At 71.3% G+C, this 24,031-nt stretch carries 25 protein-coding genes and 2 pseudogenes; 15 read left to right on the forward strand and 12 right to left on the reverse strand.

The window, feature by feature from the left end:
• Positions 1–133: 133 nt before the first annotated feature.
• The 4 genes from ACWD0J_RS30210 to ACWD0J_RS30225 all read left to right on the forward strand — a co-directional run bounded on the left by ACWD0J_RS30210 (position 134) and on the right by ACWD0J_RS30225 (position 4,456).
• Positions 134–1,426 carry an extracellular solute-binding protein gene (locus tag ACWD0J_RS30210; protein ID WP_451499011.1) on the forward strand — a complete coding sequence of 431 codons (1,293 nt, stop codon included), beginning with the start codon at positions 134–136 and terminating at the stop codon, positions 1,424–1,426.
• 6 nt (positions 1,427–1,432) lie between these two features.
• Complete coding sequence (locus tag ACWD0J_RS30215; protein ID WP_451499012.1) at positions 1,433–2,431, forward strand: carbohydrate ABC transporter permease; 999 nt, start codon at positions 1,433–1,435, stop codon at positions 2,429–2,431.
• Between the two features lie 113 nt (positions 2,432–2,544).
• On the forward strand, positions 2,545–3,309 hold the full coding sequence (locus ACWD0J_RS30220) for a carbohydrate ABC transporter permease (RefSeq protein ID WP_451499033.1): 765 nt from the start codon (positions 2,545–2,547) through the stop codon (positions 3,307–3,309).
• 64 nt (positions 3,310–3,373) lie between these two features.
• Positions 3,374–4,456, forward strand: a complete 1,083-nt coding sequence (locus ACWD0J_RS30225) for an endo-1,4-beta-xylanase (RefSeq protein ID WP_451499034.1) — start codon at positions 3,374–3,376, stop codon at positions 4,454–4,456.
• 113 nt (positions 4,457–4,569) lie between these two features.
• Here the strand turns inward: ACWD0J_RS30225 and ACWD0J_RS30230 are convergent, their stop codons facing one another.
• The 3 genes from ACWD0J_RS30230 to ACWD0J_RS30240 all read right to left on the reverse strand — a co-directional run bounded on the left by ACWD0J_RS30230 (position 4,570) and on the right by ACWD0J_RS30240 (position 7,122).
• Positions 4,570–5,619: a LacI family DNA-binding transcriptional regulator gene (locus tag ACWD0J_RS30230; RefSeq protein WP_451499013.1), complete on the reverse strand. Its 1,050-nt coding sequence runs from the start codon at positions 5,617–5,619 to the stop codon at positions 4,570–4,572.
• Between the two features lie 299 nt (positions 5,620–5,918).
• On the reverse strand, positions 5,919–6,122 hold the full coding sequence (locus tag ACWD0J_RS30235; RefSeq protein ID WP_451499014.1) for a DUF5999 family protein: 204 nt from the start codon (positions 6,120–6,122) through the stop codon (positions 5,919–5,921).
• 415 nt (positions 6,123–6,537) lie between these two features.
• A complete protein-coding gene (locus ACWD0J_RS30240; RefSeq protein ID WP_451499015.1) occupies positions 6,538–7,122 on the reverse strand; it encodes a hypothetical protein in 585 nt (194 codons plus the stop codon).
• A gap of 556 nt (positions 7,123–7,678) precedes the next feature.
• Between ACWD0J_RS30240 and ACWD0J_RS30245 the strand changes: the two genes are divergently transcribed.
• Together ACWD0J_RS30245 and ACWD0J_RS30250 are read left to right on the forward strand one after the other, a co-directional pair.
• The gene (locus ACWD0J_RS30245) at positions 7,679–9,196 is read left to right on the forward strand and encodes a glutamate-cysteine ligase family protein (protein ID WP_451499016.1); all 1,518 of its coding nucleotides are present in this window, start codon (positions 7,679–7,681) and stop codon (positions 9,194–9,196) included.
• A gap of 264 nt (positions 9,197–9,460) precedes the next feature.
• A complete protein-coding gene (locus ACWD0J_RS30250) occupies positions 9,461–10,261 on the forward strand; it encodes a CPBP family intramembrane glutamic endopeptidase (RefSeq protein WP_451499017.1) in 801 nt (266 codons plus the stop codon).
• A gap of 82 nt (positions 10,262–10,343) precedes the next feature.
• Here ACWD0J_RS30250 and ACWD0J_RS30255 read toward each other — a convergent pair whose 3' ends face one another.
• From ACWD0J_RS30255 to ACWD0J_RS30265, 3 genes and pseudogenes are all read right to left on the reverse strand, one after another.
• Entirely contained in the window at positions 10,344–11,153 is an 810-nt protein-coding gene (locus tag ACWD0J_RS30255) for a PhzF family phenazine biosynthesis protein (protein WP_451499018.1), read from the reverse strand.
• A 186-nt stretch (positions 11,154–11,339) separates the two neighbouring features.
• Positions 11,340–11,552: pseudogene (locus ACWD0J_RS30260) on the reverse strand (M20 family peptidase); the annotation flags it as partial.
• A 302-nt stretch (positions 11,553–11,854) separates the two neighbouring features.
• Positions 11,855–12,283, reverse strand: coding sequence for a VOC family protein (locus ACWD0J_RS30265; RefSeq protein ID WP_451499019.1), 429 nt, complete (start codon positions 12,281–12,283; stop codon positions 11,855–11,857).
• 262 nt (positions 12,284–12,545) lie between these two features.
• Between ACWD0J_RS30265 and ACWD0J_RS30270 the strand changes: the two genes are divergently transcribed.
• The gene (locus ACWD0J_RS30270) at positions 12,546–13,181 is read left to right on the forward strand and encodes a PadR family transcriptional regulator (protein WP_451499020.1); all 636 of its coding nucleotides are present in this window, start codon (positions 12,546–12,548) and stop codon (positions 13,179–13,181) included.
• A gap of 74 nt (positions 13,182–13,255) precedes the next feature.
• On the opposite strand, the gene ACWD0J_RS30275 is transcribed toward ACWD0J_RS30270, so the two are convergent.
• Together ACWD0J_RS30275 and ACWD0J_RS30280 are read right to left on the reverse strand one after the other, a co-directional pair.
• Positions 13,256–13,465 carry a hypothetical protein gene (locus ACWD0J_RS30275; protein WP_451499035.1) on the reverse strand — a complete coding sequence of 70 codons (210 nt, stop codon included), beginning with the start codon at positions 13,463–13,465 and terminating at the stop codon, positions 13,256–13,258.
• Complete coding sequence (locus ACWD0J_RS30280) at positions 13,462–13,629, reverse strand: hypothetical protein (RefSeq protein WP_451499021.1); 168 nt, start codon at positions 13,627–13,629, stop codon at positions 13,462–13,464. Before ACWD0J_RS30280 ends, ACWD0J_RS30275 begins: the two co-directional genes overlap by 4 nt.
• A gap of 219 nt (positions 13,630–13,848) precedes the next feature.
• Here ACWD0J_RS30280 and ACWD0J_RS30285 point away from each other — a divergent pair, with 219 nt between their 5' ends.
• From ACWD0J_RS30285 to ACWD0J_RS30295, 3 genes are all read left to right on the forward strand, one after another.
• Positions 13,849–14,394, forward strand: a complete 546-nt coding sequence (locus ACWD0J_RS30285) for a Clp protease N-terminal domain-containing protein (protein WP_451499022.1) — start codon at positions 13,849–13,851, stop codon at positions 14,392–14,394.
• 149 nt (positions 14,395–14,543) lie between these two features.
• The gene (locus ACWD0J_RS30290; RefSeq protein WP_451499036.1) at positions 14,544–15,545 is read left to right on the forward strand and encodes an EamA family transporter; all 1,002 of its coding nucleotides are present in this window, start codon (positions 14,544–14,546) and stop codon (positions 15,543–15,545) included.
• A 185-nt stretch (positions 15,546–15,730) separates the two neighbouring features.
• The gene (locus ACWD0J_RS30295) at positions 15,731–16,702 is read left to right on the forward strand and encodes a DMT family transporter (protein WP_451499023.1); all 972 of its coding nucleotides are present in this window, start codon (positions 15,731–15,733) and stop codon (positions 16,700–16,702) included.
• A 94-nt stretch (positions 16,703–16,796) separates the two neighbouring features.
• Here the strand turns inward: ACWD0J_RS30295 and ACWD0J_RS30300 are convergent, their stop codons facing one another.
• The gene (locus ACWD0J_RS30300) at positions 16,797–17,477 is read right to left on the reverse strand and encodes a pyridoxamine 5'-phosphate oxidase family protein (protein ID WP_451499024.1); all 681 of its coding nucleotides are present in this window, start codon (positions 17,475–17,477) and stop codon (positions 16,797–16,799) included.
• 35 nt (positions 17,478–17,512) lie between these two features.
• On the opposite strand from ACWD0J_RS30300, the gene ACWD0J_RS30305 reads away from it, so the two are divergent.
• A complete protein-coding gene (locus tag ACWD0J_RS30305; RefSeq protein WP_451499025.1) occupies positions 17,513–18,844 on the forward strand; it encodes an aminotransferase class I/II-fold pyridoxal phosphate-dependent enzyme in 1,332 nt (443 codons plus the stop codon).
• Between the two features lie 4 nt (positions 18,845–18,848).
• Here the strand turns inward: ACWD0J_RS30305 and ACWD0J_RS30310 are convergent, their stop codons facing one another.
• Positions 18,849–19,802 carry a DMT family transporter gene (locus tag ACWD0J_RS30310; protein WP_451499026.1) on the reverse strand — a complete coding sequence of 318 codons (954 nt, stop codon included), beginning with the start codon at positions 19,800–19,802 and terminating at the stop codon, positions 18,849–18,851.
• 74 nt (positions 19,803–19,876) lie between these two features.
• Here ACWD0J_RS30310 and ACWD0J_RS30315 point away from each other — a divergent pair, with 74 nt between their 5' ends.
• The gene (locus tag ACWD0J_RS30315; protein WP_451499027.1) at positions 19,877–20,779 is read left to right on the forward strand and encodes a LysR family transcriptional regulator; all 903 of its coding nucleotides are present in this window, start codon (positions 19,877–19,879) and stop codon (positions 20,777–20,779) included.
• Positions 20,780–20,782: 3 nt separating this feature from the next.
• On the opposite strand, the gene ACWD0J_RS30320 is transcribed toward ACWD0J_RS30315, so the two are convergent.
• Positions 20,783–21,250: a pyridoxamine 5'-phosphate oxidase family protein gene (locus ACWD0J_RS30320; protein WP_451499028.1), complete on the reverse strand. Its 468-nt coding sequence runs from the start codon at positions 21,248–21,250 to the stop codon at positions 20,783–20,785.
• A gap of 136 nt (positions 21,251–21,386) precedes the next feature.
• Here ACWD0J_RS30320 and ACWD0J_RS30325 point away from each other — a divergent pair, with 136 nt between their 5' ends.
• Complete coding sequence (locus ACWD0J_RS30325) at positions 21,387–22,037, forward strand: cysteine hydrolase family protein (protein ID WP_451499029.1); 651 nt, start codon at positions 21,387–21,389, stop codon at positions 22,035–22,037.
• Here the strand turns inward: ACWD0J_RS30325 and ACWD0J_RS30330 are convergent.
• Positions 22,024–22,497 carry a Rieske (2Fe-2S) protein gene (locus ACWD0J_RS30330; RefSeq protein ID WP_451499030.1) on the reverse strand — a complete coding sequence of 158 codons (474 nt, stop codon included), beginning with the start codon at positions 22,495–22,497 and terminating at the stop codon, positions 22,024–22,026. The genes ACWD0J_RS30325 and ACWD0J_RS30330 overlap by 14 nt on opposite strands.
• 316 nt (positions 22,498–22,813) lie before the next feature.
• Here ACWD0J_RS30330 and ACWD0J_RS30335 point away from each other — a divergent pair, with 316 nt between their 5' ends.
• Positions 22,814–23,260 carry an ATP-binding protein gene (locus ACWD0J_RS30335; protein WP_451499031.1) on the forward strand — a complete coding sequence of 149 codons (447 nt, stop codon included), beginning with the start codon at positions 22,814–22,816 and terminating at the stop codon, positions 23,258–23,260.
• Positions 23,261–23,873: 613 nt separating this feature from the next.
• Positions 23,874–24,031, forward strand: a pseudogene (locus ACWD0J_RS30340) (MerR family transcriptional regulator); the annotation flags it as partial.

Here is a 24,031-nt window from a genome sequence, read left to right on the forward strand (position 1 = left end):
CGTACAAGGGGTTGCCACCGTTTGACAGCTGTCTCTAGGGTGCGGGCAACGACGAACTTTCCGAATTATCTTCGAAACTTTCGAAATCAGCGGACGGGCGTGGACGCGCCGTCCCGTACCCAAGGAGCGCATGATGGGTGACCCGGCACTGTCCCGCCGCGGCTTCCTGGCGGCCTCCGCCGCCGCCGGACTGGGCATGACGGCACTGAGCGGCTGTGGCGGCGACTCGGACGGAGGGTCGTCGGGGACGACCACCGTCGAGTGGTGGAACATCTCCACCACGCAGCCCACCAAGGACGTCTGGGCCTCCCTCGCCAAGAAGTTCGAGGCCCAGAACCCCAAGGTCAAGATAAAGATCGTCCAGCTGGAGAACGACGCCTACAAGTCGAAGATGACGGCGCTGACCGCCTCCGGGAAGCTGCCCGACATCTTCCACACCTGGGGCGGCGGTGTCCTGAAGCAGCAGGTGGACGCCGGGCTGGTCGAGGACCTCACGGACCGGACCAAGCCATGGGCCGACGGTCTGCTGTCGGTCGCGAAGGAGCCGTATCTGCTCGACGAGAAGGTGTACGGCATCCCGTTCGACATCGGCATGATCGGCTTCTGGTACAACAAGGCGCTCTTCGAGCGGGCCGGCGTCAGCACGCCTCCGACCACCTGGAGCGGCTTCCTCGACGCGGTGGGCAAGCTGAAGGCCAAGGGCATCACCCCCATCGCCCTCGCGGGCAAGGAGAAGTGGCCCGGCATGTACTACTGGGCCTACCTCGCCATGCGCACGGCGGGCGCCGAGGCCCTGCAGAAGGCCAACGAGGACCAGGACTTCACCGGAGCCGACTTCGTCGCGGCCGGCGAGCGCCTCAAGGAACTCGTGGACCTCCAGCCGTTCCAGAAGGGCTTTCTCAACGCCGCCTACTCGACTCCCAGCGGCCAGGCCGCCGCCGTCGGCAACGGCAAGGCGGCGATGGAACTCATGGGCCAGTGGGCCCCGGTGGTGCAGGCGGACGTGGGCAAGGGACTCGGGGACGACCTCGGCTTCTTCCCGTTCCCCGAGATCCAGGGCGGCAAGGGCGCCCTCACCGAGGTGTTCGGCGGGGGCGGCGGACACGCCCTGCGCAAGGACGCCCCGCAGGCGGCCGTCGACTTCCTGAAGTTCTTCGCCTCCGAGGCGACCGACGTCGAGCTGGTCAAGAAGACCGGCGTCCTGCCGGTGGTGCCGGCGGCCGAGAGCGCCATCACCGACCCCAACACCAAGGCCGTACAGACGCAGTTGAAGGCGGCCACCGGCTTCCAGCTCTACCTCGACCAGGCGTACGCCCCCGCCCTCGGCCAGGAGGTCAACGACAGCGTGGCCGCGCTCGTCGCCGGCTCGAAGTCCCCCGAGCAGGTCACCGAGTCGCTCACCAAGACCGCGAAGGAAGAGCAGTAGCCGGCGATGACCTCCACGTTCCTTCCGGACAAGCGGACCGGCCCCGACGTCGACCCGCCGCCCCCGGCCGCCGGTGCGGCCCGGGGGCGGGCCCGGCGCCGCGCGCTCAACTGGCTCACCGCGATGGGCTTCCAGCTGCCCGCCCTGGTGCTGTTCCTCGGCCTCGTACTGCTGCCGATGCTGTTCGCCCTGTACGCGGCCTTCTTCCGCTGGGGCGGCTTCGGCATGCCCTCCGACTACATCGGCGTCGACAACTTCACCCGGCTCTTCGACGATCCGGTGTTCCTGGGCGACCTGTGGCGCTGTCTGGTCCTGGTCGTGCTGTCGCTGGCCCTGCAACTGCCGTTCGCGCTCGCCATGGCCGTGCTGCTGAACCAGCGGATGCGGGGCCGGGCCGTCTACCGGATGCTGTTCTTCGCGCCCTACATCCTGTCCGAGGCCATCACCGGTGTCCTGTTCGCCATGATCTTCGCCCCGGACGACGGTCTCGCCGACCAGGTCCTGGGCAGCGTGGGCCTGGACGGGCTCGGCGGGACCTGGTTCGCCGACCCCTCCACCGTCATGGCGACCCTCTTCATCGTCATGACCTGGAAGTACTTCGGCTTCCACATGATGCTCCTGCTGGCCGGACTCCAGTCCATCCCGGCCGAGTTGAACGAGGCGGCGCTCATCGACGGCGCCAGCGCCTGGCAGCGCTTCCGCAACGTCACCCTGCCGCTGCTCGCGCCCACCCTGCGCATCAGCGTGTTCCTGTCCGTCATCGGCTCCATCCAGCTCTTCGACCTGGTGTGGGTGATCACCCAGGGCGGCCCCGACCACCACTCCGAGACCATGGCCGTGACCATGTTCCAGTACGGCTTCAAGCGCTACCAGGTCGGTTACGCCAGCGCGATCAGCGTGGTCATGTTCGGCATCAGCCTCGTCTTCGCCCTCGCCTACCAGCGGTTCGTGCTCCGCCGCGACCTCGAAGGAGCGACCACGACCATGCGAGGAGGCGGGAAGTGACGCTCGCTCAGCACACGCGTCCACAGCAGACACCCACGGGGAAACCCGCCCGCCGCAGGAAGAGCCGGCGCACGCTGCCGGTGCACGTCGTCCTCGTCGTCGTCGGCGCGGTGATGGCCGTACCCCTGCTCTACGCGGTCATCTCCGGCTTCAAGTCCACCGACCAGCTCTCCCGCAACCCGATCGGGCTGCCCGACCCGTGGGTGACCTCCAACTACACCGGCATCCTCGGCTCGGGCGCCTTCTGGCAACTGGTCGGCAGCAGCACGCTCATCGCGATCGGGACGACCGTCCTGGTCGTCGCGGCCTCCGCGCTCGCCGCGTTCTCCTTCGCCCGGTTCGCCTTCCGTGGACGGGAGTTCCTGTTCACCCTGTTCACCATGGGGCTGATGTTCCCCTTCGCGGTGGCGGCCCTGCCGCTGTTCCTGCTGCTGCGGTCGCTGGGGCTGCTGGACAACCCGCTGGGCGTGATCCTGCCGCAGGCCGCGTTCGGACTGCCGATGACGATCATCATCCTGCGCGGGTTCTTCCGGCAGATCCCCGGCGAGCTGGAGGAGGCGGCCACGCTCGACGGGTGCACGCCGCTCGGGTTCTTCTGGCGGGTCCTGCTGCCCATGGCGCGGCCCGCGCTCGGCACCGTCTCGGTGCTGGCCGTGGTCACCAGCTGGAACAACTTCTTCCTGCCGCTGCTGGTGTTCACCGACTCCACGTGGTGGACCATCCCGATCGGCGTGCAGCAGTTCCAGGGCCAGTACTCGGCGGAGTACGCCAAGGTCTTCGCCTACCTGGTGCTGGCCATGGTTCCCGCCCTCGCCTTCTACTCGGTCGCCGAGCGTCAGCTCGTCGGCGGCCTCACCGCGGGCGCCACGAAGGGATGACCGGCGCCCGCGACCGTACGGCTCACCCACACCCCCGACCGTGAGGAGTCGCACCATGCCCACCATGCCCACCACGACCACCCGCTCCCGCTCCCGCCTCAGACTCGCGGGGGCTCTCGCGACCGTCCTGGTCGCCGCCGGGATCGCCACCGGACCGGCCGCCCAGGCCGGCGAAGAGCACGGCGCACCGCACGGTGAGCGGGCCACCCTCGCCGACCTCGCCCAGCGGCACGGCCGTTACTTCGGCAGCGCCACCGACAACCCCGAGCTCACCGATGAGCCCTACAAGGCCATCCTCGGCAGCGAGTTCGACCAGATCACGCCCGGCAACGGGATGAAGTGGTACGCCACCGAGCCCGAGCAGGGCGTCTTCGACTGGTCCAAGGGCGACGAGATCGTGGACCTCGCCCGTGCCAACCACCAGAAGGTACGCGGGCACACGCTCGTCTGGCACAGCCAGCTGCCCGGCTGGCTCACCGGCCGCGACTGGACTCCGTCGGAGCTGAGGGCCGTACTGAAGAAGCACATCCAGGCGGAGGTGCGGCACTACCGGGGCAAGGTCTTCGCCTGGGACGTCGTCAACGAGGCGTTCAACGAGGACGGCACCTACCGCGAGACGATCTTCTACAACACGCTCGGCCCCGGTTACATCGCCGACGCGCTGCGCTGGGCCCGCCAGGCCGACCCGAAGGTCAAGCTCTACCTGAACGACTACAACATCGAGGCGATCGGCCCGAAGAGCGACGCCTACTACCGGCTGGCCCAGGAACTCAAGGCCCAGGGCGTTCCGCTCGACGGCATCGGCCTCCAGGCCCACCTGGCACTCCAGTACGGCTATCCGACCACCCTGGAGGACAACCTCCGCCGCTTCTCCCGGCTCGGCCTGGACACCTCCCTGACCGAGGTGGACATCCGCATGTACCTGCCCGCGGACGAGGCGAAGCTGGCCACGCAGGCCCAGTGGTACCGGGACGTGACCGAGGCGTGCCTCGCGGTGCGCCGCTGCGTCGGCATCACGCTGTGGGACTACACGGACAAGTACTCCTGGATCCCGGCGTTCTTCGAGGGGGAGGGCGCGGCGCTGCCGTGGGACGAGCAACTGGCGCCGAAGCCCGCTTACTTCGCGATCAGGGAGGCGCTGACGTGACGTGCTGAAGTGACGCGCTGACGTGACGCGCTGAACGGGGCGAGACCCGTTCCCGGGCGCCTGCGAGGGGGGTGCCCGGGAACGTCCCGTCGACGGCGGCCGGGACGCCGTGACTACGCCGTGGCCACCGGTGCCGTGCTGGCCCTGACCACCAGCTCGGTACCGAGTTCCACCCGCGGCGAGTCCGGCTGTTCGTCGCGGGTCAGCCGCAGCACCGTGCGGGCGGCCAGCTTGCCCATGTCGGCGAGCGGCTGCCGGATCGTCGTGAGCGGCGGGGCGGACCAGCGGACTTCTGGAAGGTCGTCGAAACCGACCACGCTCATCTCCTCCGGCACCCGCAGGCCCCGCCGCCGCAGCGCCTCGATCGCGCCGAGCGCCATCTGGTCGCTGGCCGCGAACACGGCGGTCGGCGGCTCGGCCAGGTCCAGCAGGGCGTTGCAGCCGGTGAAGCCGGACTCCGGGTGGAAGTCGCCGGGGACGACGAGCGTGTCGTCCCTCGCGAGACCGGCGCCCTCCAGGGCGGCGCGGTAGCCGTCGAAGCGGGCCCGGGAGCACAGCAGCCGGGGCGGACCGGCGATCAGGCCGATCCTGCGGTGCCCCAGCGAGAGCAGGTGCTCGGTGGCCGCGAGTCCGCCCGACCAGTTGGCGGCGCCGATGGTCGGCACGTCGAGGGCGGGGGAGCCCGCCGGATCGACGACGACCAGGGGGACGCCGAGGATGCGCAACTCCTGGTGCAGTACGGGCTCCAGGGTCGAGGTGACCAGGATGACGCCGTCGGAGGCGCGGGCCCGCAGGTTGCGCAGCCACGCCCGGGCGTCCCCGGTACGCCCGTGGATCGCCGACACCACGGTGCCCACCCCGGCCGCGTGGGCGACCTCCTCGACCCCCCGGATGATCTCCACGGCCCAGGGGCTGTCGAGGTCGTCGAAGACGAGGTCCAGCAGGGCGGCGCGGGTGCCGGGAGCGGCGGGGCGCTTGCGGTAGCCGTGCCGTTGCAGCAGGTCCTCGACTCGGGCCCGGGTCCGCGGCGAGACGTCGGAGCGGCCGTTGACGACCCGGGACACGGTCGGCACCGAGACCCCGGCCCGCCGGGCGATCTCCGTGATCGTGACCTTGCCCCGTGCCTCGGGCGCCGGCCCGGCGTCGGTCTCGCGTGCTGCCACTTCCCCACCTCCGTCGACGGGTGCCACGCCGGCCCCCTGCTCACCGGACGAGCGCTCGCATGCTCACCGGACGAGCGCTCGAAACTTCCAGGAGTCTTCCGGAAAGAGGACGACCATGGGAAGAGGCCAGCTCCGCACCCCCCGGGACCGCAGCTCACACAGGGCACTACGCTGAGTGACCTCCCTCGGACATGCGTCGGGGCCGGTGCGCAGTCGATGCCGCGAGCCGGCCCCTCAGTGCTCCGGGCAGAGCGATGGCCACCAGTACTCCGGGCGGAGCGACAGCCGCCCGGGCCGGTTCAGGCGGCCGTCACCACCTGGCCGGCCAGCGGACGGTGCGGGGCGATGACCCGGCCGTCCGGCAGAAGCTCACCGGTGTCCTCGAAGAGGAGGACGCCGTTGCACAGCAGGCTCCACCCCTGCTCCGGGTGGTGCGCCACGAGACGGGCGGATTCCCGGTCGGCGGAGTCGGCTGTCGGGCACGGCGGCTGGTGCTGGCACATTGATGGGATCTTTCGCTCTGTCGTGACGGATGAGATGGCTGTCGTGTCTGTTCCGCGGCTTGAAGCGTCGTTCATGGCCGCCCCCCGTTGTGATAAGTCGGTCCGAACCCAGTGTTGCCCCACGGGCGTCAATCCGCAGGGATTTCGCTGCACCACTTCTCATAGGTTGAGGACGCATCACCCGCGCGGACGGTTCACCCCAACTGCACTGTCCCTTCGGGTGGTTCGCAGTGGCCTGATAGGGCTAGTCCGGACGGGGTCAGCCTCGCCTCCGGCTCGTACGAGCCATAAAGTGCTCGTACGAGCGAAAGGGTCACCGCATATCCCGGTGCGAGCCTATAGGGGCCGGAAACAGCGTCGTACCCCGCCACCGGGAATTCCGGTGCGGGGTACGACAGCCGCCGAGACGGGGGTTTCAGGCGGGCGAGCTGAGCAGTGGTGCGGGAGTCACCCGATGGGTGAGGACCGGCAGCAGATCGGCCACCCGGTGCGGACGGTGGGCCGCGATACCGGGCGGGGCGGGGGCCAGCGGGACCAGCAGGTCCGTCGCGGCGGGGTGGCCGGCCGCGCCGTCGGCGGTGCAGTCGGCGTGCAGCCACAGCGTCAGCATGTACAGGCCGGGCACCGACAGCAGGCGCGGCTGGTAGGGCTGGGCGACGGTCTCGGCCTGGCGCAGCGCGCGCTCGGTGGAGGCGATGTAGGGACCTTCGAAGAAGCGGGAGAAGGCCCATCCGTCGGCGGTCAGCATGGTCTCGGCCGCGGCCACCACCCGGTCGCCGCAGCGGATCAGGAAACGCCAGCCGGCCAGCCGGGTGACGGGGGCGCCGGCGGCGTCGATCCCGTCCAGGACATGCACGGGCAGCGGCAGCTCGGGGGTGGCGGGCCCCTGGGCGTGCAGCAGGGAGGGAGTTCGGGCCTCGCGGACCGCGGTGGGTGAGCCGAGGGCGGTCAGGACGGATCGAAGGGCCGGCGCGGGAGCCGGGGGGACATGCAGCGGCATGGTGGGTCGCCTCTCATTCGACAGGCACAGTGGCGCGAGGGCGGGGCGGGGGCGGACGGCGCTGTCAGCTCACGAGGCATGCGAGGCGGGAGCCGTGGTCCGGTGAACCGGGGATGCGGGTGAGGCCTGCCGCACGTCACCCGACGGCAGGATCGAGGGCCGCAGGCGCCAGCCTTCTGCCTTGTTCGCCGAGTTTATACGACATATGTTCACGCAGTGTTTCGGCTAGCCGCTTTCAGTAAGGACGGCAAGAGTTCATTCGGTCGGTGATTCGCGGGAATCATCCCGATTCCCAGGCGATCGCACGGCGGTGACCTCGGTCCATGCCCGAAACGCGGACGGCCCGTTCTCATCGGCGTTTTTCACGAGTTCCGCTGGGAACTCGGCACCGCGCCGCGCACCATGCCTGGTGAATGTGCCACCGGTCACATTCGCAAGAGTAGCGGCTGCCGGGCCCGTCCGGGACGTTATCGATCGTCTTGGCGGGGCATCATCCCACCTGACCCGCACGCCGGCGGCCGGCTCGACGCCCCGCCCGATCAAGGAGGACGCTCCCATGGGGGAGAAGGTCGTGGCAGGCCAGTTCGACCTGTCCGATCGCCAGCGCTACCGCGACAAGCTCCGACAGTGCCTGTCGGTGCTCGAGCGACTCCTGGCCGACGAGCGGTTCGACCGCCCGAAGAACCTGATGGGGCTTGAGATCGAATTGAATCTCACCGGCTCCGACGGTATGCCGAAAATGCTCAATGCGCAGGTGCTCGAACGCATCGCAAGTCGAGACTTCCAAACAGAACTCGCCATGTTCAACCTGGAAGTCAACATAGCCCCCCACCGATTGGGCGGCCGGGTATTCGACCAGCTCGCGGAGGAACTCCGCACCTCGCTGGCGTACGCCGACCGGAAAGCGAACGAGGTCGACGCGGGCATCGTGATGATCGGCATTCTGCCGACTCTCGACCGGGACGACCTGGTCTCCTCCAACCTGTCCGACGTCGACCGCTACGCGCTGCTCAACGACCAGATCGTGGCCGCCCGCGGGGAGGACTTCGCCCTCGACATCGACGGCGTCGAGCGGCTGACGTGCACCTCCCGGTCCATCGCGCCCGAAGCCGCCTGCACCTCGGTGCAACTCCATCTCCAGGTCACCCCGGGCCGCTTCGCCGACGTGTGGAACGCGGCCCAGGCCGTCGCCGCCGCGCAGATAGCCGTGGGCGCCAACTCGCCGTTCTTGTTCGGCCGCGAGCTGTGGAGCGAGTCCCGGCCGCCGCTGTTCCAGCAGTCCACCGACACCCGCCCGCCCGAGCTCCAGGCCCAGGGCGTACGTCCGCGGACCTGGTTCGGCGAGCGCTGGATCTCCTCCGCGTACGACCTCTTCGAGGAGAACCTGCGCTACTACCCGGCCCTGCTGCCGATCTGCGACGACGAGGACCCCCTGGAGGTCATGGACGCGGGAGGCGTCCCGAAGCTGGCCGAGCTCGTCCTGCACAACGGGACCGTCTACCGCTGGAACCGGCCGGTCTACGACATCGCCGACGGTGTCCCGCACCTGCGCGTCGAGAACCGCGTGCTGCCCGCCGGGCCGACCATCACCGACGTCCTCGCCAACGCGGCCTTCTACTACGGCGTGGTCCGCGCCCTCGCCGAGGAGTCGCGTCCGGTGTGGACCCGGCTGCCGTTCGAGGCCGCCGCCGCCAACTTCGACGCCGCGTGCCGGCACGGCATCGACGCCCGTCTCACCTGGCCGCGGCGCGGTCGTCATGGCGGTACGGCCGAGGTGGACGCCGTCACCCTCGTACGCGACGAGCTGCTGCCGCTCGCCGAGGCCGGGCTGGAGGCGTGGGGGGTCGAAGCCGCCGACCGTGACTTCTACCTCGGCGTGATCGAGGAGCGGTGCCGGCGCCGGGTCAACGGCGCGTCCTGGCAGTCCGCGACCTTCCACCGGGCGCTGGAGGCCGGGATGTCGCGCGACGCGGCGCTGGCCGCCACGACCCGCCGCTACCGCGACCTGATGCACAAGGGAGAGCCCGTGCACACCTGGCCCGTGGGGCTGCCTGAGCCGGTGCCGCTGGGGTGAAAGGTCGTGGGCCGCCGTCCGTAAGCGGTCCGCTCCGCCGAGCACGCCCCACCCCGTACCGGCTCGCCTCCGCCGGCCTGTGGCGCGGGGACGCGCGTGGACCGGGGTCGCTGCCGCCCGCCCCGCGCTGATCGGGCAAGCTGTGATGTCCCAGGACGGTGGCGCCCTTCCCCGTTGCCCTGCCGACCGTCGCGCCGGGATCCGGCCGCACGGCAGGCAGAAGGGGAGACGCGCTCCGGCGGGACAACTCAACTGGAGGCAGGTGTGCAGTCGGAGGCGGGCCCGGTGGCCGATCACGTTCCCCCGGAGCGGCGTTCGCGACGGATCCTGCGGGACGAGACGCTGCTGGTTCTGGGGCTCTCGCTCGGCGCGAGCGGTGTGTCGGCCCTGATCAGTTTTGTCGGATCGGTCACCCGGCCGGGGGGTCTGAAGGACCAGGCGGCCACCCTCAACGCCTCGGCCGCGCCCGGCCGTCCGTGGCTCGATCTCGCCTGGCAGCTGTTCGGTATCACCTCGGCGCTGGTGCCCGTGGCGCTGGTCGCGCACTGCCTGCTGCGTGAGGGGCAGGGCCTGCGGACCCTCGGCTTCGACCGCGCCCGGCCCTGGCCGGACCTGGGCCGGGGGGCGGCGGTCGCGGCGGTGATCGGCAGTAGCGGAATCGCCTTCTACCTGGCCGCGCGCGGTCTCGGCTTCAACCTCACCGTGGTGCCCGAGGCGCTGCCGGAGGTGTGGTGGAAGTACCCGGTGCTGATCCTGTCGGCGATGCAGAACGCGATCGTCGAAGAGGTCATCGTCGTCGGCTATCTCCTGCGCCGCCTGGGCCAGTTGGGCTGGACCCCCGGCAGGGCCCTGATGGCCAGTTCCGTCCTGCGCGGCTCGTACCACCTCTACCAGGGCATCGGCGGCTTCATCGGGAACATGGTGATGGGCGTGGTCTTCGTCCACCTGTACCGCCGCTGGGGCCGGGTGGGACCGCTGGTGGTCGCGCATTCCCTGCTCGACATCGGGGCGTTCGTCGGTTACGCCCTGCTGGCCGGCAAGGTGGGGTGGCTGCCGACGGCGTGAGGCCGTCCGGGAGGGGCGTACGGGCATCCCGGACGCCCCTTCCTGGCGCGCCTTCCTCTTCTCCGCGCCTCTGCCGAGCCGTTCAGGCGAGCAGCTCGCCCTCGATGACGGTGACCGCGCGGCCGCTCAGCAGGGTGCGGCCGCCCCGTAGTTCGGTGCGGACGCGGCCGGAGCGGGCGGAGGCCTGCAGCCCGGTGAGCTCGGCGCGGCCGAGGCGCTGGGACCAGAACGGGGCGAGAGCCGTGTGGGCGCTGCCGGTGACCGGGTCCTCGTCGATGCCGATGTTCGGGAAGAAGCAGCGGGAGACGAAGTCGTAGCCCCGGTCCGGGTCCTCGGCGCGGGCGGTGGCGATGATGCCGCGCTCGGAGTAGGCGCCCAGGGCTTTGAGGTCGGGCTTCAGGGCGTGGACCGTCTTCTCGTCGGCGACCTCGACCAGCAGATCGCCGATGTCCGGCCCGGTGTCGAACGTGGTGAGCGGCTCGGCGCCGAGGGCCTCGGCCACGCCGTCGGGGAGGTCGACGGGGGTGAGCGGGGCGGTCGGGAAGTCCAGGGTGATCGAGCCGTCCTCGCGGGGCGTGGCGATCAGGACGCCGCTGCGGGTGGCGAACCGCACCGGGCCCTGGTGGGCGCCGGTGGTCCGCAGCACGTGGGCCGTGGCGAGCGTGGCGTGCCCGCACATCGCGACCTCGGCGGCGGGCGTGAACCAGCGCAGCGCCCAGTCGGCCTCACCGCCCTCGGGCAGACGGTGGGCGAACGCGGTCTCGGCGTGATTGACCTCCAGGGCGACCTGCTGGAGCCGGTCGTCGTCAGGGAAGGCGTCGAGGAGCAGGACCCCGGCCGGGTTGCCGGCGAAGGGACGGTCGGTGAAGGCGTCGACGATTCGGATACGCATGCCTCGAAGCTAGGGGCTCACCGGCGCCGTCGGCCAAGGCCAATGCGCGGTGGCTGGCCCCTTGTGCACCGCCTCGCGGGAAGGCCCGACCCGAGCGGCCCCGGCCGGCCACTGATCCGTTCCTGCCCGGACGGCAGTTGTCACCCGGAGCCGGCTTCCGGATCGATCCGAAGTGGACCGCACGGATCAGGCGGTCCGGATCGCGGTCACCCGCCCGGTCATCAACCCGGCCACCAGGTTCGCTCGTTCGGCCATGTTCTCGACCAGCAGGTACCCGTGTTCGGCAGGGGCCGCGCCGCCGACGGCTCCGAGGCCGTCGAGGGTCGGCACTCCCAGCGCGGCCGTGAAGTTCCCGTCGCTCCCGCCGCCCACGGCCACGGCCTCGATGCCGGGCAGCAGAAGCAAGCCCGTGCCCCAAGCCGTCCGACCCCGACACGACGCCGACGAACCCCACCTGTACGTCCGACGCGCACTCCCAGGCGGCTTTGACAGCGCAGGCTCGCTCACGGTCACCTCGCCGACGCCGACGCCCATGCCCCTCGCTGTGAGCGTCGGCCACCCGGCGCGACGCCATGCCCCGGACACAGAAGGCGTCACTCCTCGAGCGACCACCCGTTCCGTACACCGCGAGAACCAGATCACTTCAGACGGCAGACCAGGTCCTCTCGTACGGGGACAGAACGGGGACAGGTTCGCGACCCTCAGTCGATACAGAACTCGTTGCCCTCGATGTCCAGCATCGGGATGCACGCATCGTTGCCGTCGTACAGCGTTTGCACGTGTACCGCGCCAAGCGGGACCAACCGTGCGCATTCGGCCTCAAGCGCGGCGAGGCGCTCCTCACCCACGAGTCCGGTGCCGACCCGCACGTCAAGATGCACCCGGTTCTTGGCGGCCTTCCCCTCGGGGACGCGCTGGAAGTACAGCCGCGGGCCCACGCCTGAGGGATCGATGCAGGCGAACCAAGAATCCCGCTGCTCAGGTGGCTGCGAGCCCTTGAAGTCATCCCAAGTGGCGAATCCCTCCGGCGGCGGCGGTACGACGTACCCCAACACCTCGCACCAGAAACGAGCGAGGCGTTCAGGTTCTGCGCAGTCGAAGGTGACTTGGAACTTCTTGATCGACGTCATCGGCCCACCATATTGGCGCGTGCCGTTCACCGAGATCCTGGGGTCCCACGGCGTGCGGGGTGAGGTCCCGCGTGACCTGAGCAGCGTCAACGGGCCAGATCGCCTCAGACGACGAGCGAATCGGACCAGGTCACCTGCGGCAGGGGTCGATTCGCATGAGACAGGACACAGGCGTGAGGCGAGGAGGGCATTGCCATCCGACTGCTTCCGATATATCGTTGAAGCATCGCGACAGATCAACGATGGAATGGAAGTGATGGCGATGCGTACCCACGGATTCGAGCGTGGACATGGACGTCGGCAGGATGGTCCGGGCCGTCGTGGCCAGGACGGCTTCGACGGGCGGCGGGCGGCTTTCGGGCCCTTCGGGCCGGGTGGTCCCGGCGGCCCCGGCTTCGGTGGACCGGGCTTCGGACCGGGATCCTGGGGTCCCAGGGGTCGGGGCGGACCGCGGGGGAGGGCGCGGCGCGGTGACGTGCGCGCGTCGATCCTCGCCCTGCTGAAGGACCGGCCGATGCACGGCTACGAGATGATCCAGGAGATCGCCGAGCGCAGCGGCGGGGCGTGGAAGCCCAGCCCCGGCTCGGTGTACCCCACCCTCCAGCTGCTGGAGGACGAGGGGCTGATCGTCAGTGAGACCGAGGGCGGCAAGAAGCTGTTCCGGCTCACCGACGCCGGTCGCACCGCGGCAGAGGAGGGGCCCGACGCGCCCTGGGAGGAAGCCTCGCGCGGCGTCGACTGGGAGGCACTCGGTGAGATCCGCCAGGCCGGCGTCGGTCTGATGGAGGCCTTCGGGCAGGTCTGGAAGACGGGCAGCAAGGAGCAGCGCGACAAGGCGCTCACCGTCATCAACGACGCCCGCAAGAAGCTGTACCTGATCCTCGCCGATGAGGACTGACGGTCCGGCAGTGCTGATCAGGCGCCCCGGGGAGCGATCCCCGGGGCGCCTTCGCGTGCCCGGACGTGCCGCCGTCAGCCCACCATCCCCGCCGGCTTGCGCAGCGACTCGTTCAGCGCGGCCGTCGCCGAGTCCTTCAGCCTGCCCGCGAGGGTCGGCGGACCGCCGTGGGGGAAGGCGGTGTGGGGCGTGTTCCACTCGCCGTACGCGGGCCAGTCGGTGAGCCGGTCCCAGACCTTCTCGGCGGGCGCCGGGAGACCTGCCTCGCTGGCTGAGCCACTCAGCCCACCCGCTGGATCACCGCAGCGTCGAACAGGTCCCACGCGCGCGGGAACGTGCTTTCGTCGTGACAGTGCCACGCCTCCCAGAACAGGTCGGCGGGCAGCGCGCCCTCCGGGGCGTACACCCGGTACACGTACTGCTTGCCGTCGACGGCAAGCAGAGCCACCAGCCAGCACCTGCTCTCCATGCCCCTGGGAGACGGATCGGCGGGGCGCCGTGGTTGCGTACGGGGCGCAGAACCAGGCGGCGCGCGCCCTCGGGGTGATACGGCGTGATCTCCTCCGTAAGGAGGAGATTCCGGCACCCTGGGTCCCCTTCCCGTGGGACGCCACAATGGTTCCTCTCGCGGATGACGCGGAGCGGAGGGGCTGATGGGGTAAGGGATGTGCACCCTCGTATCCCCCGGCAGTCGGCCCACGAGTCCGACGGCCGGCGCCCGGCCCGGACCGACGACGACGTCGGTCTCAGTGACGAACTGGCAGCGGTGGTCTCCGGTGCCCGTCGGAGAGCGGTCAGGGACGGGGACCGCCAGATCGACACCGCTCATCTGCTGCACTCGCTGCTGGAGTCGGACCCCGAGGTGCGGGAGGTCTTCGGCGGCGAGCCGCAGCTGGCGCGTCTCATGGGCTACCTCGTGCAGCGCAGCATCGGCTACGGACTGCGCTGGCAGGGCACCATCGAGGACTCCGGTGCCGTACCCGCCGTGAGGCGTACGGAGGGCTGCTCGCCGGCGGTCGCGGGCGCGATGGAGTACGCCCACGAGCGCGCCGCCCGCCGCGGCGGACCGGTCCTCGGCATCGACCTGCTCGCCGCGATCGTCGCCGACCCGGAGGCCCGGGCCGTCGAGGTGCTGCACCGTGCGGGAATCGACGCGCACGAGGTGCACGAGGTGCTGGTCCGGGTGGACTGCCGCTTACGGCGGACCGCCTGAGCGGACCTTCCGAGAGGACCGGTCGGGCATTCCGCCCGAGCATTCCGCCCGAGCATTCAGGCTGAGCATTCCGCCCCCGCGCGGGTTCCGGTCCACTCGGTGAGACAGGTGTCAACGGGAGTGACGCTCATGTCATGGCCTGTCATCATGTGCCGGTGCATACGTCTGAGAGCAGTCAGGGTCACCAGGGAAGGGGCGCCGGGCTCGGTCTCGCGCTGGCGTCCGCGCTCGCCTTCGGCGGGTCGGGAGTCGCGGCCAAACCGCTGATCGAGGCGGGACTGGGCCCGCTGCACGTGGTGTGGCTGAGGGTGGCGGGCGCCGCCCTGCTGATGCTGCCGGTCGCGGTCCGCCACCGCGCCCTGCTGCGCAGCCGCCCCGCCCTGCTCGCCGGATTCGGACTGCTCGCCGTCGCCGGTGTCCAGGCGTGCTACTTCGCCGCGATCTCCCGGATCCCCGTCGGGGTCGCCCTGCTCGTCGAGTACCTCGCCCCCGCGCTCGTGCTCGGCTGGGTGAGGTTCGTGCAGCGGCGCCCGGTGACGCGGGCCGCGGCGCTCGGGGTGGTCCTCGCGGTGGGCGGGCTCGCCTGTGTCGTCGAGATCTGGTCCGGCCTGAGCTTCGACGCGCTCGGTCTGCTGCTCGCGCTCGGTGCCGCCTGCTGCCAGGTCGGCTACTTCGTGCTGTCCGACCAGGGCAGTGACTCCCGGGACCAGGCACCCGACCCGCTCGGCGTGATCGCCTACGGCCTCCTCGTCGGCACGGCCGTCCTGACCGTCGTGGCCCGCCCCTGGAGCATGGACTGGTCCGTCCTCGCCCGTACGGCGGACATGGACGGCACCCCCGTCGCGGCCGGTCTGCTGCTGGGCTGGATCGTGCTCGTCGCCACGGTCCTCGCGTACGTCACCGGCGTGCTGTCGGTGCGCCGGCTCTCCCCGCAGGTCGCCGGTGTGGTGGCCTGCCTCGAAGCGGTCGTGGCGACCGTCCTGGCCTGGGTGCTGCTCGGCGAGCACCTCTCGGCCCCGCAGATCATCGGCGGCGCGGTCGTCCTGGCCGGCGCCTTCATCGCGCAGTCGTCGGCGCCCGCCCGCAGCCCCGCGGAGCCCGTGGCGGGCGGCGGCGAAAAGGAGTTGTCGACGCGCGGAACCGCTGCCTAGGCTGCCGATCATGCATCGTCACACGCTCGTTCTCCCGCCGCCCGCCGCCTAGGCGGGCCCTCCGGAATCCACGCCCGGCACGCCGCCGGGCGTGACGGTGCTGCCCGCGGAAGAAGTCCGTGGACCCCGCCGAGCGGGCGTCCTTCCCGAACTTCTGCGCCTGTGCGCATCCGTGGAGAGAACGCGTGTCGAATGCTGCTTCTGGCCTGCCCGTCGGGCGAGGCCTTTTCTACCTGACCGTCGCCGGGATCGCCTGGGGTACCGCCGGCGCGGCCGGCTCCCTGGTCTACCGGGCCAGTGACCTCGGACCCGTCGCCCTGTCGTTCTGGCGCTGCGCGGCCGGACTCGTGCTGCTGGTCGCGGCCCGCCGCCTGCGCCCGCGTGCCCGGCGCGCCGTACCGGTACCGCTCGGCCGCAGGGCGCTGCGGGCCGGTGCCACGGGCGTGGGACTGGCCGTGTTCCAGACGGCCTACTTCGCCGCTGTCGCCGCCACCGGGCTCGCCGTGGCCACGGTCGTGGCCCTGGGCGCCGGTCCCGTCCTGATCGCGCTCGGCGCGCGGCTGACCCTGGGGGAGCGGCTCGGGCGGGGCGGGACACTCGCCGCCGCCGGGGCGCTCGCGGGACTCGGGGTGCTGGTCCTCGGCGGCCAGGACGCGTCCGTCCGTCCGTGGGGTGTCGTGCTCGGGCTGGTGTCGGCGGCCGGGGGCTGTGCGATGACCCTGCTCACCCGCCGGTGGGGCCGGGACGGCGGATCGGACGCCACGAGCACGTCCGTGTCGGCGTTCGGGGTCACCAGCGTGTGTCTGCTGCCGTTCGCCCTGGCCGAGGGACTGGTCCCGCACACCGGCGATCCCGGCCGCCTGGTGTGGCTGCTGGTCTACATCGCGGCCGTCCCCACGGCCCTCGCCTACGCGCTCTACTTCGCGGCCGCCGTCGTGGTCCGCCCGGCCACCGTGTCGGTGATCATGCTGCTGGAGCCGGTGAGCGCGGCGGTGCTGGCCGTCGCGCTGCTGGGCGAGCGGCTCACCTGCGCGACGCTCGCCGGCACCCTGCTGATGCTCGGGTCGGTCGCGGGGCTCGCGGCGGCGGAGGCACGGGAGGCGCGGAAGGCGCGGGAGACACGGGAGGCGGCGGCCGGGGAGCCGGTGCTCGTGTGAGGGGCGGGGCCCTTTCCGCGCGGGTACGCGCGCGCGGGAGGGCCCTTTCCGGTGTGCGTACGCGTGGGGGAGGGCCCTGTGGCCGGGCCGCGTCCTACGGGACCGCCAGGTAGTCCGGCAGTTCGGTGCCCGGGGCCAGGCCGGCGTCGGCGACGGGGGCGTCGTAGCCCTTGCGCAGCGGGACGACGCCGGCCCAGTACGGGAGGGCGAGGTCCTCGGGCTCGTCATTGACGCCGCCGGTGCGGAGCTTGGCGGACACCTCGTCCAGGTCGAGGCGGATCACGGCGGTGGCGGCCAGTTCCTTCTTGTTCGCGGGCCGGGAGTCGGCGGTCCGGCCGGGAACCACGTGGTCGACCAGCGCGTCCAGCGCGGCCCGCTTCTCCTCGGGGTCGGTCACGTCGTGGGCGACGCCGTGCACCACCACCGAGCGGTAGTTGATCGAGTGGTGGAACGCCGAGCGGGCCAGGATCAGCGCGTCGACGTGCGTGACGGTCAGGCACACCGGCAGTCCCGGGTCCGCCTTCCCCGTCATCCGCAGCGGGCGCGATCCCGTCGAGCCGTGCACGTAGAGCCGCTCGCCCACCCGGCCGTACAGCGTGGGCAGCACGACCGGCACACCTTCGCGGACGAAGCCGAGGTGGCACACGAGGCCCTCGTCGAGTATCGCGTGCACCAGCTCCTTGTCGTACGAGGCCCGGTCGGGGGAGCGCGTGGGGACGGTGCGGTCGGTGGGGGTGTAGGCGGCGGGCGTCGTCGGCTGCTGGGTCCCCTGCATGGCGCTCTCCATTGCACTAGTGCATACTTGGCTTTGTGCTAGAAGAGTATCGGATCGAAGGCCGGGGCGCGGCGGAGATTTCGGCGAGCGTGGAGCGCGCGGTGGGGGCCGGACAGCTGGAGCCCGGGCAACCGCTGCCGCCGATGCGCGAGTTGGCGGCCAGGCTGGGCGTGAACCCCAACACCGTGGCGGCCGCGTACCGCATCCTGCGCGAGCGCGGGGTCATCGAGACCGCCGGGCGCCGGGGCAGCCGGGTGCGCTCCAAGCCGGCCACCACCGGACGCGAGCACATCAGGGTGGACGTCCCCCCGGGCGTGCGGGACATGGCCGCCGGCAACCCGGACCCGGCCCTGCTGCCGTCCCTGGCGGAGGCGTTCGCGGCGGCCGGCGAGCAGGGCGACCGGGAGCCCGTCCTGTACGGGGACGCCCCCGTCGAACCGGAGCTGGCGCGCATCGCGCGGACCGGGATGGACGCCGACGGGGTGCCGGACGGACCCCTCGCCGTCCTGTCCGGATCGCTCGACGCCATCGAGCGCGTCCTGGCCGCCCACCTCAAACCGGGCGACACCGTCGCCGTCGAGGACCCGGGATGGGGCAGCCTCCTCGATCTCGTCCCGGCGCTCGGGCTGCGCACGGCCCCGGTGGGCGTCGACGACGAAGGACCGCTGCCCGACGACGTCCGCCGTGTCCTCGCGGCCGGGGCGCGCGCCCTGGTCGTCACCGACCGGGCGCAGAATCCCACCGGTGCCTCGGTGAGCGCCCCACGCGCGCGTGCCCTGCGGTCCGTGCTCCGGGCGTACCCGGAGACCCTGCTGATCGAGGACGATCACGGCCACGGCATCGTCGACCTCCCCCTGCATCCCCTGGCCGGCACCACCCGCACCTGGGCCTTCGTCCGCTCGGTCGCCAAGGCCTACGGCCCCGACCTGCGGCTCGCCGTGCTCACCGGGGACCGTGTCACCGTCGACCGGGTGCGCGGCCGGCAGCGGCTCGGGCCGGGCTGGGTCGGCCGGATCGTCCAGCGGGCCGTGCTGCGGCTGTGGGCCGACGGCGCGCTGGACTCGCAGGCCGTGGCGGAGGCCTACCGCGAGCGCCGGGACCTGCTGATCGACGCGCTCGCGGAACGCGGGGTCGAGGCCCGCGGACGCTCCGGCCTGAACGTGTGGATCCCCGTCCCGGACGAGACCGGGGCCGTCGCCCGGCTGCTGCACGCCGGCTGGGCGGTCGCGCCCGGCGCGCGCTTCCGGATGAGCGCGCCGCCCGGCATCCGGGTCACCGTCGCGACGCTGACCCGGGACGAGGCCGGACCGCTGGCGGACGCCGTCGCCTCCGCCGTCGGTACGGCTCCCGCCCGGGGTCATGTCTGAGCGGTCAGGAGGCGGCCCTCGGCTTCGGTCTCACCTGCGTGAGCGCCGCGCCCGCCAGCACGATCGCCGCGCCCACCGGAGTGGACCAGGTCAGCGACTCGCCGAGGATCGCCACCCCGGCGGCCGTGGCGATGACCGGGATGAAGTACGTGACCATCTGGGCGGTCGTCGGACCGACCTCGGTGACCAGGCCGTACTGCAGAAGTACCGCCAGTCCCGTGCCGAGGGCGCCCAGCGCGGCGGTGGCTAGCAGGGGGACCATCGGGAAGCGGCCCGGCACGCTCGTGAACAGCGGGGTGACGACCGCCAGTTGGAGGGTGGCCAGCAGCAGCTGGGCGCCGGTCAGCGACAGGTTCGAGTGGCCGGTGCCGGCCAGGGTGCGGCGGACGTAGATCCAGCCGACCGGGTAGCTGAGCGAGGCCAGCAGGGCCAGGGCGGTGCCCGTGGCGTCCAGGCCGTGGAAGCCCTGCCAGGCGCCGAGGACCGTCAGTACGCCCAGGAAGCCGAGGCCGAGGCCCGCGACCCTGACCCGGGTCGGCCGGTCCTCGGACAGCGCGACCAGGGACAGGGCCATGCCCCACAGCGGCGAGGTCGCGTTGCAGATCCCGGCCAGCGTGGACGGGATGGTCAGCTCCGCGTAGGCGAACAGCGAGAACGGGAGCGCGTTGAGGAGGAGGGCGGCGACCGTCAGATGCGCCCAGGTGCGTGCGCCGCGCGGAAGCCGCTCCCGCCTGACCGCCATCGCCGCGGCGAGCACCGCCGTACCGAACACCAGACGCCCGAGCGTGACCTGGAAGGGGGCGTATCCCTCCGTGCCCACCTTGATGAGCAGGAAGCTGAAGCCCCAGATCAGCGAGAGGACGCCGAAGCGCAGCCGCCAGTCCAGGGCGGGACGGGGGCGGGGACGGGGGGTGGCCGCGGTCGGCCTCGGGCTCGGGGCGGCGGTGACGGTGGTCATGAGGACCACGATGACGTCCACCATCTCGTAGCACAAGCGAGATTTTTTCCGTAATACCTCGTAGTATCGCTTACATGTTGAACCTGGAGCGCCTGCGCACCCTCGACGCCCTGGCCCGGCACGGCTCGGTCAGCGGCGCGGCCGGGGGCCTGCACATCACGACCTCGGCCGTCTCGCAGCAGTTGTCCAAGCTGGAGCGGGAGGTCGGACAGCAGCTCCTCGCCAAGAACGGGCGGGGGGTGCGGCTCACGGACGCCGGCCGGCTGCTCGCCGAGCACGCGGCACGCATCCTGTCGCAGGTCGAAGTCGCCCAGTCCGACCTGGAGGCCCAGCGCGGGCAGGTCGTCGGCGAGCTCAGACTGTCGGCGTTCCCCACCGCCGCGCGCGGCCTGTTCCCCTCCGCGCTGGCCGCGCTGCGCGCGCAGCACCCGGCGCTGCGCATCCGCTCCTCGGAGCTGGAACCCGAGAGCGGTATCGCCGGGGTGATCCGCGGCGACCTCGACCTCGCGGTGGTCCTCGACTGGTACAACAAGCCGATGACGCTGCCCGACGGCCTGGTCAAGGCCCCGCTCCTGGAGGACCCCGCCGACGTGGCGATGCCGGCCGGCCACCGGCTCGCGGGGCGCGACGAGGTGGACCTCGCCGAGTTCGCCGAGGACGAGTGGATCACCTGGGGCGAGGGCGAGTTCTGCCACGAGTGGCTGATGTTCACCCTGCGGTCCAAGGGCATCGAGCCGATCATCGGCCACCGCGCCGCCGAGACACACACCCAGCTCGGGCTGGTCGCCGCCGGGCTGGGGGTCTGTGTCGCGCCCCTGCTGGGGCGGCACCCGATGCCCGCGGAGGTCGTCACCGTCCCGCTGAAGCAGCGGGTGCGCCGGCATGTGTACGTGGTCTGGCGCGCGGACGCCGACCGTCGCCCGTCGATCCGGGCGGCGGTGAAGGCCCTGGAGACGGCGGCCGAAAAGCTGGGGTAGCGGCTACAGCGACCCCAGCTTGCGGAAGTCCCAGGAGACGGTCCTCTCGGGTGTCAGCCGCACCCACGCGTGCCGGCCGTCGTGCGGCATCTCCTCCAGGCGGAAGTTCTTGCGGGCGAACAGCGTCTCGGGGAGGTCGAGTTCGGCGCACAGCTCCCCGGTGCGCGGGGCCTCGCCCACGAACTCCACGGCCCCGGACAGCTCGACGCCGCGCAGCTCGTCGTACTCCTCGCCGGTGTCGACCACGACCGCGACCCGTGGATCGCGCCGCAGATCGGCCCAGCGCTTGCTGCGCACCACCGAGTACAGCCACATCGACGTGCCGTCCCAGGCGAACCAGAGGGTGCTCACATGGGGAGCGCCGTCCGGGGACACGGTGGCGACCCGGCAGGTGCGCTGGCTGGTGAGGAACTCGTCCAGCTCACCCGGCGTCATCATGATCTTCCGGCCCCGGCGCTGTGTGACGGTCATGCGGCCCCCTCTTTCTCTCACGTCGTGCCAGAGGAGATCCTCTGACATCACGTCAGAAAAGGATGGGTCGTCTTCCGTCCCCGCGCAATGGTGGCTAGTCTCACCCGCCCCGCACCGTCGGCGACCAGGGGGAGCCGTGCCGTCGTACCAACAGCTCAGCGAACTCCTCGACCCCGCGACCACCGTCCTGCTCACCGTCGAGTGCCAGCAGGGTGTCGTCGGACCGGACAGCGCCCTGCCCGAACTCGCCGAGGCGGCCCGCTCCTCGGGCGCCCTCGCCCACGTGGCCCGGCTGGTCGCCGCCGCGCACGACAGCGGCGTCCAGGTGATCCACGCGATCGCCGAACGCCGCCCGGACGGCCGGGGCGCGAGCCGCAACGCCCGCCTCTTCCGCGCCGCGGAACGGCTGCCCGTCCAGCAGGTGCCGGGCACCGCCGCGGTCCAGGTGGCGGCGCCCATCGAGGTCGCCGAACAGGACATCGTCGTACGACGGCTGCACGGGCTGTCGCCGATCCAGGGCACCGAGGTCGACGCGCTGCTGCGCAACCTGGGCTGCCGCACGCTGGTCGTGACCGGCGTGTCCGCCAACGTGGCGGTTCCCAACGCCGTGTTCGACGCCGTGAACCGCGGCTACACCGCGGTGGTGCCGACGGACGCCATCGCCGGGGTGCCCTGCGACTACACCCCGGCGTTGATCCGCAACACCCTCGCGTTGGTCGCCACGGTCGCGACCACGGACGAGGTGCTGGCCTGCCTGGAGCGTCCGTCCCGGATCACGCGAGCGTGATCGAGTCACCGTCCACGCTGACCTGCCGGGCGGCCAGCGGCTCGGTCGCGGGGCCCTTCTGCACGCTGCCGTCGGTGATGGAGAACTGGCTGCCGTGGCAGGAGCAGGACAGAACGTCCTCCTTGAGATCCGTCATCGGGCAGTTCTTGTGGGTGCAGATGGTCGAGAACGCCTTGTAGTCGCCCGCCGTCGGCTGGGAGACCACCACCTTCTCGTCGCTGAACACCTTGCCGCCGCCCTCCGGTATGTCGGAGGTCTTCGCGAGCGCGGTGCCGGCACCGGCACTCTGTCCGGCGTTCTGTTCGGCGTTCTGTCCGGCTCCCTGGTCGGTGGACGAGCCAGAGGCGTCGTCGTCCGACCCGCACGCGGTCAGCGCGGCGGCGAGTCCCGCCGCGCCCAGACCCGCCACGACGGTGCGGCGGCTCGGTGCCGGAACGGGATGGTGCGATTCGCTGGCCATGCTGACGGTCCCTTCCACAGATGCCTCTGAACTGCCCAGAGGTACGGGCCCGGGGTGCCGGTTGTTCACCCACCCCTCAGTAACCTGGGGCGATGCTCGAGGAAGCCGGCGTGGCCCGCTGTCTCGCGTCCCTGTATGAGGGCGGCGCGCTGCTCCGATGAACCTGCCCCGATGCCCCGGCGAACGCAGGTACGGACTATTGCCCGATCTCACGGGACATGCGAGGCACAGTGCGGGGTAAGCGCAGGCGTGTGAACGGGGGAAACAACGGTGGACCCGAGAGACGGAATCTGTCCCTGATGGTGAGGGCGCCGTGATGCCTGACGGGCCGCTGCCGCAGGACACCGTCGCCCTGGGCGGTGCCGGCCACGTCATCGCTGAGGCACGCCATCGCGCGGTGGACTTCCTCACCCGCGTCCGGGCCGAGCACGGCCTGCCGGTGTCCGCGCGTGCGATGGACCTGACCCAGCTGGTGGTCAGCGAGCTGGTCACCAACGCGCGCAAGTACGCGCCCGGGCCGGTGCTGATGAAACTGCGCATAGTCGGGGACCTGGTGGAAGTGGCCGTGTGGGACAGCGACCCGGTGCTGCCGGTGGCCCGGGCCGCTGACGCGGGCAGAGTCGGACAGCACGGCCTGGAGATCGTCATGGCCGTCGCTCGGGACTTCGAGGTCCAGCGGGAGCCGGCCGGCAAGCGGATCACCGCCCGCATCGCTCTGGCCGACGACCTGGGCGGGGACGTCACCGGTCGCGGCTCCCAGTAGGGCCGACTGTTCGAGGCCGATTGCCTCACCGCCGAACGCGCGGAAATCTGCCTTTGTCGGAGTAGACATTGGTCGCCGGTGTGGTTATGGTTTCTCTCGTAGCCAGAAGGACAGCAGGACCTGGCAGACACGAACTGCCGGTCAGTAGAAAGAAGTTGCAGTTCGCAGGACGGTGCGGTGGTGGAGTTCCGAAGCCAGAGCGGTAGCAGGACGGCGACGGGACTGACGACCGGACCGGGTGGCCCGCAGTGATCAGGGGCCGCCATGAGCAGGACCCGCAAGTGCAGTTCGCATCACCAGTTGGTACGCATCACCAGCAGTACGCAGTACCCCGAATGGCAAGCAGTTGATCAGCGAGGGAAGAACGGAGGAACCCGCGCCATCAGGATCGCCCGGGCGGAAGCCTTGAGCCCGGGTACCGCAGGACATCGATAGTGAGGTGGTCTCCGGTCGAGCAACCGCGATCCCAGCATCCCCGGCAGCGTTTCGGTCGGGTGTGCGGAAACAGAAGGCCGGCGCAGTACCAGGGCCGGCAGATGGTGTAGCAGTTCCTTCGGGGCCCTGGTGCCATAAGGCACCAGGGCCCCTCCACGCGTTGCGCAGAGAGGTGAAAGTGACAGCAGGCGACTCCTACGGCCGTCTCGAAGACGACGACTATCCCGCCTACACCATGGGGCGGGCCGCCGAGATGCTCGGCACCACCCAGGGCTTCCTGCGCGCCATCGGCGAGGCCCGCCTCATCACCCCGCTCCGATCCAAGGGCGGCCACCG

This window comes from Streptomyces sp. NPDC003011, from assembly GCF_053591515.1.

Bases quoted from the DNA above. Each gene is read 5' to 3' on its own strand.
- ACWD0J_RS30245 (WP_451499016.1), top strand. From the start codon at position 7,679: ATGGGGGAGAAGGTCGTGGCAGGCCAGTTCGACCTGTCCGATCGCCAG.
- ACWD0J_RS30235 (WP_451499014.1), bottom strand. From the start codon at position 6,122: ATGTGCCAGCACCAGCCGCCGTGCCCGACAGCCGACTCCGCCGACCGG.
- ACWD0J_RS30265 (WP_451499019.1), bottom strand. From the start codon at position 12,283: ATGACGTCGATCAAGAAGTTCCAAGTCACCTTCGACTGCGCAGAACCT.
- ACWD0J_RS30225 (WP_451499034.1), top strand. From the start codon at position 3,374: ATGCCCACCACGACCACCCGCTCCCGCTCCCGCCTCAGACTCGCGGGG.
- ACWD0J_RS30300 (WP_451499024.1), bottom strand. From the start codon at position 17,477: ATGCAGGGGACCCAGCAGCCGACGACGCCCGCCGCCTACACCCCCACC.
- ACWD0J_RS30310 (WP_451499026.1), bottom strand. From the start codon at position 19,802: ATGACCACCGTCACCGCCGCCCCGAGCCCGAGGCCGACCGCGGCCACC.
- ACWD0J_RS30240 (WP_451499015.1), bottom strand. From the start codon at position 7,122: ATGCCGCTGCATGTCCCCCCGGCTCCCGCGCCGGCCCTTCGATCCGTC.
- ACWD0J_RS30315 (WP_451499027.1), top strand. From the start codon at position 19,877: ATGTTGAACCTGGAGCGCCTGCGCACCCTCGACGCCCTGGCCCGGCAC.
- ACWD0J_RS30255 (WP_451499018.1), bottom strand. From the start codon at position 11,153: ATGCGTATCCGAATCGTCGACGCCTTCACCGACCGTCCCTTCGCCGGC.
- ACWD0J_RS30210 (WP_451499011.1), top strand. From the start codon at position 134: ATGGGTGACCCGGCACTGTCCCGCCGCGGCTTCCTGGCGGCCTCCGCC.
- ACWD0J_RS30215 (WP_451499012.1), top strand. From the start codon at position 1,433: ATGACCTCCACGTTCCTTCCGGACAAGCGGACCGGCCCCGACGTCGAC.
- ACWD0J_RS30270 (WP_451499020.1), top strand. From the start codon at position 12,546: ATGCGTACCCACGGATTCGAGCGTGGACATGGACGTCGGCAGGATGGT.
- ACWD0J_RS30320 (WP_451499028.1), bottom strand. From the start codon at position 21,250: ATGACCGTCACACAGCGCCGGGGCCGGAAGATCATGATGACGCCGGGT.
- ACWD0J_RS30335 (WP_451499031.1), top strand. From the start codon at position 22,814: ATGCCTGACGGGCCGCTGCCGCAGGACACCGTCGCCCTGGGCGGTGCC.
- ACWD0J_RS30220 (WP_451499033.1), top strand. From the start codon at position 2,545: ATGGCCGTACCCCTGCTCTACGCGGTCATCTCCGGCTTCAAGTCCACC.
- ACWD0J_RS30330 (WP_451499030.1), bottom strand. From the start codon at position 22,497: ATGGCCAGCGAATCGCACCATCCCGTTCCGGCACCGAGCCGCCGCACC.